The 11310-nt window shown below is 72.1% G+C and carries 11 protein-coding genes; 3 read left to right on the forward strand and 8 right to left on the reverse strand.

Going from position 1 to position 11310, the window contains the following annotated elements:
* Positions 1-148: 148 nt before the first annotated feature.
* From ABD323_RS24275 to ABD323_RS24285, 3 genes are all read left to right on the forward strand, one after another.
* Entirely contained in the window at positions 149-826 is a 678-nt protein-coding gene (locus ABD323_RS24275) for an NUDIX hydrolase (RefSeq protein ID WP_344444040.1), read from the forward strand.
* A 73-nt stretch (positions 827-899) separates the two neighbouring features.
* Entirely contained in the window at positions 900-2084 is a 1185-nt protein-coding gene (locus ABD323_RS24280; RefSeq protein WP_344444041.1) for a MarP family serine protease, read from the forward strand.
* Positions 2085-2246: 162 nt separating this feature from the next.
* Entirely contained in the window at positions 2247-2948 is a 702-nt protein-coding gene (locus ABD323_RS24285; RefSeq protein ID WP_344444042.1) for a metal-dependent hydrolase, read from the forward strand.
* Positions 2949-3022: 74 nt separating this feature from the next.
* Here the strand turns inward: ABD323_RS24285 and ABD323_RS24290 are convergent, their stop codons facing one another.
* From ABD323_RS24290 to ABD323_RS24325, 8 genes are all read right to left on the reverse strand, one after another.
* Positions 3023-3208: a hypothetical protein gene (locus ABD323_RS24290; protein WP_344444043.1), complete on the reverse strand. Its 186-nt coding sequence runs from the start codon at positions 3206-3208 to the stop codon at positions 3023-3025.
* Between the two features lie 218 nt (positions 3209-3426).
* Positions 3427-4488 carry an alpha/beta fold hydrolase gene (locus tag ABD323_RS24295; RefSeq protein ID WP_425556134.1) on the reverse strand — a complete coding sequence of 354 codons (1062 nt, stop codon included), beginning with the start codon at positions 4486-4488 and terminating at the stop codon, positions 3427-3429.
* Between the two features lie 207 nt (positions 4489-4695).
* Positions 4696-5163 carry a phage holin family protein gene (locus ABD323_RS24300; RefSeq protein WP_344444044.1) on the reverse strand — a complete coding sequence of 156 codons (468 nt, stop codon included), beginning with the start codon at positions 5161-5163 and terminating at the stop codon, positions 4696-4698.
* Between the two features lie 180 nt (positions 5164-5343).
* Positions 5344-6546, reverse strand: coding sequence for a Na+/H+ antiporter NhaA (nhaA, locus tag ABD323_RS24305; protein ID WP_425556135.1), 1203 nt, complete (start codon positions 6544-6546; stop codon positions 5344-5346).
* Between the two features lie 493 nt (positions 6547-7039).
* On the reverse strand, positions 7040-7684 hold the full coding sequence (locus ABD323_RS24310) for a response regulator (RefSeq protein ID WP_344444045.1): 645 nt from the start codon (positions 7682-7684) through the stop codon (positions 7040-7042).
* A gap of 89 nt (positions 7685-7773) precedes the next feature.
* Positions 7774-9054 (reverse strand): sensor histidine kinase, encoded by a 1281-nt coding sequence (locus ABD323_RS24315; RefSeq protein WP_344444046.1) that lies wholly within the window; start codon positions 9052-9054, stop codon positions 7774-7776.
* A gap of 25 nt (positions 9055-9079) precedes the next feature.
* On the reverse strand, positions 9080-9943 hold the full coding sequence (locus tag ABD323_RS24320) for an ABC transporter permease (protein WP_344444047.1): 864 nt from the start codon (positions 9941-9943) through the stop codon (positions 9080-9082).
* 93 nt (positions 9944-10036) lie between these two features.
* Positions 10037-10831: an ABC transporter ATP-binding protein gene (locus tag ABD323_RS24325; RefSeq protein WP_344444048.1), complete on the reverse strand. Its 795-nt coding sequence runs from the start codon at positions 10829-10831 to the stop codon at positions 10037-10039.
* Between the last annotated feature and the right edge of the window lie 479 nt (positions 10832-11310).

Consider the following 11310-nt stretch of genomic DNA (forward strand, 5'->3'; position numbering starts at 1 on the left):
AGGAGGGGGGGCGCCACCCCGCCGCGCGGCTGCGCCCGCCGGCCCACTACCCGGGCCGGGCGGCCGCGGGGGCCGGCACACCGGCGGGGACGGATGCCGAGGGGCCGGTTGCGGCCGGCTCGCCGGTCACGGAGCAGGGAGGGGCCGCGTGAAGAGCGGTGGGGAGCTGGCGGTGATCGTTCGCGACGGCCTGCCCGACTGGCTGCTGCCGGTGCGGGAGGCGGCCGAGTCGGTGCTCCCGGAGCAGCTCAGCAGGTTCCTGCCGCCCCCCGAGGGCGGGCGCCACTCCGCGGTCCTGCTGCTCTTCGGCGAGGGGGAGGCGGGGCCCGACCTGCTGCTCACCGAGCGCTCGCACGCACTGCGCTCGCACGCCGGTCAGGTCTCCTTCCCCGGCGGCACGCTGGACTCGGTGGACGGCGACCCGCAGGGCGCCGGACCGGTGGCGGCCGCGCTGCGCGAGGCCGAGGAGGAGACCGGTCTGGACCCGAGCGGGGTCCAGGTCTTCGCCACCCTGCCGGCGCTCTACATCCCGGTCAGCGACTTCGTGGTGACCCCGGTGCTCGGCTGGTGGCGCCGCGAGTCGCCGGTGGCCCCGGTGGACCCGGGCGAGACCGGGGCGGTCTTCCGGGTCCCGTTGGCGGTGCTGGCCGACCCGGCGCACCGCGGCCGCTTCCGGCACCCCTCGGGCTTCGCCGGCCCGGCCTTCGAGGTGGCGGGCCGGGTGGTGTGGGGGTTCACGGCCGGGGTGATCGACCGGCTGCTGCACCACAGCGGACTGGAGCTGCCCTGGGACACCTCGCGTATCGTCGCCCTCCCGGGCAGCTGAGAGCGGCTTCGGGCTCGAGCGGGCTTACCGGGTCCGCTGCCGAGCGGTGTCGGGTCCATGGGAGGGTGGCAGGGTGAACGTGCTGGATCTGCTGCTGCTCGCCGCCGCGATCGGGTTCGCCGTGTCCGGGTACCGGCAGGGCTTCGTGGTGGGCATCCTCTCCGTGCTGGGCTTCCTCAGCGGTGGGCTGATCGCGGTGGAGCTGCTGCCGCTGCTGCTCAACCACCTCAGTGCGGGCACCACCGCGTCGGTGGTGGCCGTGATCGTGGTGATCGTCTTCGCCGCGGTCGGCCAGGCGATCACGACCCAGCTCGGCTGGAAGCTGCGCGGGCGGATCGGCGGCAGCCCGGCGAAGGCGATCGACGCCTTCGGCGGCTCGGTGGTGAACGTCCTGTCGATGCTGCTGGTCGCCTGGCTGATCGGCTCGGCGCTGGCCGGGACCTCGATGCCGACGGTCTCCAAGCAGGTCCGCACCTCCAAGGTGCTCGGCGGGGTGCAGCAGGCGCTGCCGGCCGACGCGCCGAACTGGTTCTCCGACTTCAGCAAGGTGCTCTCGCAGAACGGCTTCCCGCAGGTCTTCAACCCCTTCGAGCACGAGCCGATCACCGAGGTCGAGCCGCCGGACCCGGCGCTGGCCGGCAGCCCCGCGCTGGCCAAGGCCCGGCAGAGCCTGGTGAAGGTGGTCGGCACGGCGACCTCCTGCGGCAAGACCCTGGAGGGCAGCGGCTTCGTCTTCGCCCCGCACCGGGTGATGACCAACGCCCACGTGGTCGGCGGCGTCGACGAGCCGACCGTGCAGATCGGCGGCACCGGCCAGCTCTACGACGCCACCGTGGTGCGCTACGACTGGCAGCGCGACATCGCCATCCTGGAGGTGCCGAAGCTCACCGCGCCGCCGTTGAACTTCGCCGGCGAGGCCCGCACCAACGACAGCGCCATCGTGGCGGGCTTCCCCGAGAACGGCGCCTTCAACGTCCAGCCCGCCCGCATCCGCGGCCAGATCCAGGCCAACGGGCCGGACATCTACCACCGCGGCCAGGTGGTCCGGGACGTCTACTCGATCCGCTCGCTGGTGCGCCAGGGCAACAGCGGAGGCCCGCTGCTGACCCCGGACGGCGAGGTCTACGGGGTGGTCTTCGCCAAGTCCCTGGACAGCGCCGACACGGGGTACGTGTTGACCGCCGCCGAGGTGAAGCCGGACGCGACCGACGGCGCCACGGCCAGCTCCCAGGTGGACACCGAGGGCTGCGCGCTCTGACCCTGTCCTTTCGGCGTCCTGACGGGGTGTCCGGTGCGGCCGGTCCCCGGCGGTCCGTCAGTTCCTCCTGATAGCGTCGTCGGCGCTCACCCGTTCGGCTCAAGCAGCGCCGTCCCGGGGGGTCGAACGGGAGGTCAGGACCGCCATGAAGGAGTACGGGCCATGATGGGTCACTCGCACGCGATCAGCGGCGCGATGCTGTACGCGGCCTCCGCGCCCTTCCTTCCGCCGCTCCTGCTGCACACCACCCTGCAGGCCCCCGACATCCTGTTGGGCACCGTCCTGTGCGCGGGCGCGGCCCTGCTGCCCGACCTGGACCACCATGACGGGACGATCGCCAACTTCCTCGGCCCGATCTCCAAGGTCTTCTGCCGCTTCGTGGCCTGGGCCTCGGGCGGCCACCGGCACGCCACCCACTCGCTGCTCTTCGTGGCCCTGATGGGTGCCGGCACCTGGGCGGGGGTGACCTACGCGGGGCGCTACTTCACCATCGGCCTGGCGTTCGTCCTGCTGGCCCTGGCGATCAAGGCGCTGCGGATCCACCCGCCGGGTGACGGCGTGACCGCCTGGCTGACCATCATCGGCCTGGCCGTGGTGGGCACCGCGGTGATGAACAAGTGGATGCCGTCCGCCCCGGGCTGGCTGCCGTACGCGGTGGCCCTCGGCACGCTGGCCCACCTGTTGGGCGACTGCCTGACCAAGAAGGGCGCACCGCTCCTGTGGCCGCACAAGGAGCGGTACGAGATCGTGCTGATCAAGCGCAGCGGCAACGACATGGAGACCAAGGTGCTGGTCCCGATCATGACGGTGGCGACCTTCGCCCTGCTCTGGTTCACGGCCCTGGAGCCGACCGTCCTCGGTTGATCCGGGGCACCGCACCGTCAGCCTCGTTGGCGGTGCGGGGTTTCGAGCGGCACGGGTTTCGAGCGGCGCGGGGCTCAGGCCTCGCGCCGCAGTCGTGCGCCCACCCACCGGGCGCGCCGGCCCAGGATGCGCGGGATGCCCAGCGGGTGCGGTTCGGTGGCCGCGTGCTGGGGGTCGAGCGGCCAGTCGCTCTGGTGCGGGGGAGTCTGCGGGCTTCGGCTGACACGGCGTCCGCGGGCAGCGGCGGAGCGATCGGGCATCCAGGTCATGGAGGATGGATGCCCGTGCTTCAGCTGGGGTAATCACCCTGGTCTGGGCGAAATGGCCTATGCCAATGTCATAGGAACCGCTCGTCACATCAGGCGAGTTGGCCCGCAGGTGGCCCCAGGGCCGGTAACAGGTGAACAGGGCGGCCGCAGGACCGCCCTCACCGCCACACCTGCCGCGGTCCGCATCGCGGCCCCTGCGACCGTCCGCGCTACCGCTTGTGCTCCTGGACCCAGCCGACCAGTTCGGCGCTGAACTGCTCCGGCACCTCCTCGTGCGGGAAGTGCCCCACGCCCGGCAGCAGCCGCCACCGGTAGGGCGCCTCCACGTACTCACCGGCACCGAGCGCGGTGCGGGAGAGCAGGACGGGGTCGGCCGCACCCTGGATGTGCAGCGTCGGCGCGGTCACCGGCTTCTTCATCCGGCGGGCGAACTGGATGCCGTCCGGGCGGGCCATCGAGCGGACCAGCCAGCGGTAGGGCTCGATCGAGCAGTGCGCGGTGCTGGGGATCCGCATCGCGTTGCGGTAGTTCTCCACCGCCTCGGCGCTCAACCGGTTGGGGCCGGTCCACTCGGCGAGGTAGCGGGCGATCTGTCCGGCGTCGTCCGCGACCAGTCGGCGCTCCGGTATCCAGGGACGCTGGAAACCCAGGACGTGGTCGAAGGCGGCCATCTGGCGCCGGTCCTTCAGCAGCGCGCGGCGCAGGTGCCGCGGGTGGGCAGCGGAGACCACCGTCAGGCTCCGGATCACCGAGGGCCGCATCACCGCGGCCACCCAGGCCAGCGAACCGCCGACGTCGTGCCCGACCAGGTGGGCGCTGTGCTCGCCCAGCGAGCGGATCACGCCGGTGATGTCGAGTGCGAGGTTGGTGGGGTCGTAGCCGCGCGGGGTGCGGTCGCTGCCGCCCATGCCGCGCAGGTCCAGGGCGACGGCGCGGAAGCCCGCGGCGGCCAGTGCGGCCATCTGGTGGCGCCAGGCCCACCAGTACTGCGGCCAGCCGTGCACCAGCAGGACCAGCGGTCCCTCACCCTGCTCGGCGATGTGGAAGCGAGCGCCGTTGGCGGCCACGTCGCGGTGCGTCCAGGGCCCGGCGGTGCGGACGTTCCAGCCGGCCACCCGCACGCCCGTCGAGGTCGCCCCGGAGGAGGCCGCCGTGGCCCGGCCGAGAGCCCCGCCCTCACTGCCGCCCGGGGTGCCGCCCGGGGTGCTCAGGGGTGCGGTGCCACGCGGGGCCGCCTCGGGGCTCGAAGCCGGGTACGAGCTGGTGGTCACAGGCGGAACGGGTGTCTGGTCGGGCGGCATACGGAGAGCGTTTCACATCCCGGCCGGGTTTTCGGCCCCGGCACTCGTACCGGCAGCGACGGATCCGCCACGCGCGGCTGGCACCGTGCCCGGTCGGCGACGCCGTCCACCGGGTGAACGGTGGTCGGCGGCCCGGTGCCGGCGGGGCGGCCCCGTGGTGGCGGCAGCGGCGGAGGGTCAGCGCTCCAGGGCCTCGAGCTCGGCGGCGGTGGCCGGTCGCGGACGGGCGTTCTTCAGCACGTCCGCGGTCGCCTGGGCGCCCTCGATGGTGCGGCGCGGGGGCTCGATCTTCTTGAAGGAGCGCCAGGCCAGCAGCCCCAGGACCACCGCCACCAGCACGTACGCGCCACCGACCACCGCGAAGGAGCCGCCGAGCGGGAGACCGAAGTAGTGCACCAGGTAGGCCAGCGCGAAGCTGAACATCGGGACTGACGCCAGCAGCACCACCCCGGCCACGATGCCCGAGACGCTGCCCGCCACCCCGCGCTTGACGTCCTGCCGGATCTCGGCCTTCGCGAGGGCGATCTCGTCGTGCACCAGAGCCGAGAGATCGGCGGTGGCCGCGGCGAACAGCTGCCCGACCGAGCGCTCGCCCTCGTAGGGGGTGCGGGAGCTGCCGGACGGGCCTGCGGTTCCTGCGGACATCTGGTCTTCTCCTCTGCTGAGATTCCGGACAGCTCAGATCATGCCCCTACTGGCCAGTCGGGCACCACTTCGGGCCACCCAGGCCCGACGGTGTGTCACCCGTCGCACCGCCCGTGCCACCACCGGCTCCTGGGCCCTGCCCGCCGCGGGGCGGATCAGCTGACGGTGTGTCCCATCTCATCATGCCCGCTCCTCCCGGAGCCGCTGGGCGGACCAGCCGGGGTCGTCCTGCTCGTAGATGTCGGGGATCCCGTCGCCGTCGCTGTCGCGGTCCTCCTCCTCGCAGAGCTGCCGGTAGTGCCGGTTGCGGAGCTTCAGCAGCACGGTCGCCACCAGTGCGCAGAGCAGCGAACCGACCAGCACCGCCGCCTTCGCGCGATCGGCCAGCACGGCGTCCTTCGGGAAGGCCAGCTCGCTGATCAGCAGGGACACCGTGAACCCGATGCCCGCCAGGGTGGACACCGCGAACAGGTCGGCCCAGGTGAGCTGGGGGTTCAGCTCGGCCCGGGTGAACCGTGCGGCCAGCCAGGTGCCGCCGAAGATCCCGATGCTCTTCCCGAGCAGCAGACCCAGCACGATGCCCAGCGGCATCGCCTGTGTGAAGACGTCGGCGAGGGCCGAGGGCGAGATCGTCACGCCGGCCGCGAAGAGCGCGAAGAGCGGCACCGCGACCCCGGCCGACAGCGGCCGGACCAGATGCTCGATGTGCTCGCCCGGCGAGACGTCCTCGCCCGGTTCCCGGTGGCAGCGCAGCAGCAGGCCCATCGCCACGCCGGCGACCGTGGCGTGCACACCGCTCTCGTGCATCAGGGCCCAGATGACCAGGGCCAGCGGGACGAAGAGGTACCAGCCGTGCACCCCGCGCCGGTGCAGGAACCAGAACAGCACCAGACCGGCCAGCGAGAGCCCCAGGGCCCAGAACTTGATGCCCGAGCTGTAGAAGATCGCGATGATCAGGATCGCGATCAGGTCGTCCACCACGGCCAGGGTCAGCAGGAACGCCCGGAGCGCGGAGGGGAGATGGCTGCTCACCACGGCCAGCACCCCGAGCGCGAAGGCGATGTCGGTGGCGGTCGGGATGGCCCAGCCGCCGGGGTGGCCGCCCGCCCCGCTGTTGACCACCGCGAAGACGATCGCGGGCAGCGCCACGCCGCAGAGGGCCGCGACCACCGGCAGGGCGGCCGCACTGGGGGTGCGCAGCTCGCCGGCGACGAACTCGCGCTTGAGCTCGATGCCGGCGACGAAGAAGAAGACGGTCAGCAGGCCGTCCTTCGCCCAGGCCTCCAGCGAGAGGTCCAGGTGCAGCGGGCCGGACGGTCCGATGGTGTGGTGGAGCACCTCCTGGTACGACTGCGGCCAGGCGTTGGCCCAGATGAGTGCCATGACCGCGGCCAGCAGGAGGAGGATGCCGCCGACGGTTTCGGTGCGCAGCGCATCCGCCAGGAACCTGCGCTCGGGCCATGAGAGCCGGCCCAGGAACTGGCGGCGCCCGGGCTCAGGAGCAGGAGCAGAGGCAGCGGTTGGAGCGGAGGCAGCGGTAGGAGGGGAGTCAGGGGGAGGCGCAGGTGTGGACGAGGGCTCGGCTGACGGCTTTGCGGGCGGCTCGGTGGGCGGCGGGCTGGCCACGCGGGAGACCTCCTGGGCACGAGAACGGCATGCGGATGCACCTGTGGTGCATGCCGACCAGACTTCCCGGCGCGCCTCGGAGAACAGTCACAGATCTTGTTGCGACGCTGACAGTCTACGGGGCTTCGGGGGCAGGTATCCGTTTTGTCGCATTTTATGACCATGAGGTGCTGCCCGTGCTCCGCACGTGCGGCTGTCCGAGCAGGACCCCGCCGCCCGCGTCCTTCCCCGGTCGGTCCGTGTCGTGGCGTCAGGCGCCCAGGTACCGCAGGACGGCCAGCACCCTGCGGTGGTCGGCGGCCGAGACGGGCAGGTCCAGTTTGAGGAAGATGTTGGCCACGTGCTTCTCCACGGCGCGTTCGGTCACCACCAGCCCCGTCGCGATGGCGGCGTTGGAGCGTCCCTCCGCCATGAGCCCCAGTACCTCCCGCTCCCGCGGACTGAGTTCGGCGACCGTGCGGCGGGTGGGGCTCGCGCCCATCAGCTGGTTCACCACCTCCGGGTCCAGGGCTGTGCCGCCGGCCGCCACCCGTTCCATGGCGTCGATGAAGTCCTGCGCGTCGAGGACCCGCTCCTTCAGCAGGTAGCCCACCCCGGCCGACCCGCCCGCCAGCAGGCGGCTGACGTACTGGGCCTCGACGTACTGAGAGAAGATCAGCACCCCCAGCCCGGGGTTGGCCGCCCGCAGCTCGATCGCGGCCCGCAGTCCCTCGTCCGTGTGGGTCGGCGGCATCCGGATGTCGGAGACGACGAGATCCGGGCGATGGTCGAGCACGGCGACCCGGAGCTGTTCCGCGTCGGCCACGGCCGCCAGGACCTCGTGCCCCTCCTCCTCCAGGAGCTGGACCAGTCCGGCCCGCAGAATCGCGGTGTCCTCGGCGACTACCACGCGCATCCTCTGACTCACTCCACTCCTGAGGCGATGTGTTCGACCGTCAGATGATCGCAGCTCGCCCTCTGCACCCGGGGCCCCGGCCCGACTTCTCACACCGGCTCCGGCAGCTCGATGGAGATGGCGGTGGGGCCACCGACCGGACTGGTGGCCCGCAGGGTTCCGTCCGCCGTCCGGACCCGCTCGGCCAGCCCGCGCAGCCCGCTGCCGGCAGCGTCCAGGCGGACACCGCCCCGACCGTTGTCGATCACCATCAACTGCAGCCGTCCCCGCGTTGATCGCAGGGAGAGCGTGACGCGCTCGGCCTCACTGTGCTTGCCCGCGTTCGCCAGCAGCTCGGCCGCCGCGAAGTAGAGCATGGTCTCGACCGCGGCCGGTGGCCGGTTGGGGAGGTCCACCCAGACCTTGGTGGGTATCGCGGATCTCGCGGCCAGGGTGGTCAGGGCTGCGCCCAGACCCGCGTCCAGGGCGGGCGGATGGATGCCGCTCACCAGTTCGCGCAGCTCGCCGATGATCTCCTTCGTCTCCTGGCGTGACGTCTTCACCAGCGCCTGCGCCTGGTCGAGGTTCCCCCGGGCCAGTTGCCGCTCCACCCGGCCCAGTTGCATGCCCAGGGCCACCAGGCGGGCCTGGGCTCCGTCGTGCAGGTCGCGCTCGATCCGGCGCAGCGTCGCCGCCGCCTCGTTGATCGCGTGCGCCCTGGTCTCGGCGAGCTGCGCCAGGCGCAGGGAGGAGGTGCTCGGGCCCAGCAGGCGGGGCATCAGGTAGCGGTCGGCGATCAGCGGCAGTCGAGCGGGCCAGGGGGAGAGGAGCACGAGCAGCAGACCCGCCGCACTGACCAGTAGGGCCCGCGGCCAGCTGTCGAAGTAGAAACCGGCGATCTGGATTCCGAAGGTGTGCGAGACGCCGGCGGCGTCCACCTCGTGCTGCGGCTCCACCTTCCAGAGCAGCGGGTAGCAGAGGAACAGGACGCTGTAGGCCCACCAGCCGAACCCGAGCGCGAACTGCACGAAGCCGAGCGGGACACGGATCAGCAGGTAGGCGCAGACCTGCCAGGCGGCGGTGTCCCCCAGTTGGCGCCCCATGAACCCGGCCAGGCCCGGCGAGCGTGGCGGCTTGGGCGGTGCGACGATCCGCAGGTTCAACAGGACACGGGCCAGCCAGCGGTACAGCGAGCCCAGTGCCCGGTCGACGCGCAGCATGAGCGCCAGCATCGGCAGGAAGAGCAGACCGGCGGAAAGCAGACTGAAGAGGAAGGTGATGACCACGGCGGCGAGCCCCAGTGCGGCCAGCGGCAGGCTGAGCAGCGAGTAGAGCCGCTCCCGCCAGGAACGCGCACTCAGGTGTTCTCGTAGCAGGGGCCCCGGATCCATCCGGACAGTCTGACTCATCGTGACCTCACAGATTGCGCTTCTTGAACGAGGTGCCTGCGACCGTCAGCAACGCCGCGGCCCAGGCGAGGAGTATCAGGAAGCTCTCCACCGGTGAGTACGCGGCACCGGCGTCGTGGCCACTGCCGAGCATGGCGACGGCTCCCGCCGGCAGCGCTCCTGCGAGGTGCTCGCCGACACTTCCGCTGACCTGACTGAGCGCTACCGGAAGGACGAACTGCAGACCCGCCAGCACGGCGATCGCCGCGGCCGGGTGGCGGATCAGGGTGCCGACGGCGAGCGCGACCAGACCCGTCAGGCTCATGTAGAGGCCGAAGGAGAGCGCGGCGCGGACGGTGGCCGGATCGCCGATGCCGACGGACGCATGAGCCCGGGTGATCGAGGAGCCGATGAGGACCGCCGGCCAGGCGACGGCTTCCGCGAGCAGGAAGACCAGCAGGGCGAAGACCGTCGCCTTGGCCATCAGGACCGGGGTCCGGCGCGGGGTGGCCAGCGTGGTGGCCCGGATCATGCCGGTCGAGAACTCGGAGGCCATCAGCAGTGCGCCGAGCACGCAGATGGCCAACTGGGCGATCTGTGCCGGTGGTTGGAGAATCAGGCCGATCGTGTCGTGCTGGAAGGCGGCACGGTCGGCGGCGTTCATCGTGCTCCACTGCCCGGTGACGGTGCTGGTGGCCACCACCGTGAAGACCAGAGAGAGCAGGACCATGACACCGAGGGACCACCAGGTCGACCTCAGGGTGGCCAATTTGCTCCTCTCACTGCGCAACAGGTCGCGGAAGCCCGGGCGGTGGCCGCGGTGGCCGCAGGGGACTCGGGGGTCGGCGTGGACGGGGGCGGTGGCGGGCGGCTGGATGGCTGCGGTGCGCACGACGGCTCCTCGGGGCAGGAGGTGGGTGGGGAAGTGATGGGAGGCCAGGGGAAGGTGGGTGTCGAGGCGGACAGCGCCCGGACGCGGCCGCGTTCAGCGGGCGGCGTACTCCACGCTGCCCGCGGTGAGCCGCATGAAGGCCTCTTCGAGCAGCGCCGGCCGGGCGACCTCGGGCGTGGCCAGGTAGAGGGCCGGATCGGTGTAGCGGCGGATGAACTCGGCAGTGGGACAGTCGGCGAGGAGCCTGCCCCGGCCGATGACCAGCAGGTGGTCGGCCGTGACGGCCATCTCGTTCATCAGGTGCGAGGAGACCAGGACGGTCCGCCCCTCGGCGGCGAGCCGTTTCATCAGGGTGCGGATCCAGAGGATGCCCTCCGGGTCGAGCCCGTTGACCGGCTCGTCGAGGATGACGATCGCCGGGTCGCCGAGCAGCGCCGCGGCGATACCCAGGCGCTGGGCCATGCCGAGCGAGAAGCCGCCCGCCCGCTGCCGGCTCACCTCCCGCAGCCCGACCAGGTCGAGGACCGCCTCGACGCGGTCGGCCGACAGGCCCTGGGCCAGCGCGAGGGCCCGTAGGTGGTTGCGGGCGCTACGGCCCTGGTGGAAGGAGCGTGCGTCGAGCATCGCGCCCACCTGCGACATCGGGTCGGTGAGCTCGGGGTATGGCCGGCCGTTGATCAGCGCGTGGCCCGCGTCGGGGCGCTCCAGGCCAAGGAGCAGGCGCAGCGTGGTCGACTTGCCGGCGCCGTTGGGACCGAGGAAGCCGGTGACCCGCCCCGGCAGCACGCCGAAACTCATGTCCGTCACGACGGTCTTGCCGCCGTAGGCGCGGGTCAGGCCGATGGCCTCGATGGTGGCAGTGGCAGCGTGTGGTGTCGTCGTCGTCATGGCACCAGGGTGGCGATTCGGCCCCCCTCGGCGCACTGGCGCAGGCACCCGTCTTCGCTGCGTACCAGCACGTGCCGAGCGAGGTGGTGCCAGCACGAGTTGGCAGCTGGGGAAGCATGTGGGGCGGCCCGTCCCACGACTTCCGCCTCCGTCGGAGAGATGGACGGCATGCGGAGGCGCGTGTGCGAACTTATCGTCATCTCAGCGCGTCGCCCGTGATGGCGACCCACCTCGACTCCACTCGGAGGCAACCCCATGTCCGTTCAGGAACCGGCCGACCAGGCCGGGCCCACCGCGGCGGTACCGTCCGGCCGGTCCGCCGAGCCCTATCCGGTCCCAGGGGGTGAGGGCACGCAGGGCGTGCCGCCCCTGTTATCCCCGATCGGGTGCACGCCGACCTCGGCCCGGCCCCTCGCCCCGCCCCGGCCGCTGATCCCTCCGCCGCCCGCCCGCCCGCCCGCCCGCCGATCGGCGGCGAC

The organism is Kitasatospora nipponensis (genome assembly GCF_039528135.1).
In the GTDB taxonomy this organism is placed as follows: Bacteria; Actinomycetota; Actinomycetes; order Streptomycetales; family Streptomycetaceae; genus Kitasatospora; species Kitasatospora nipponensis.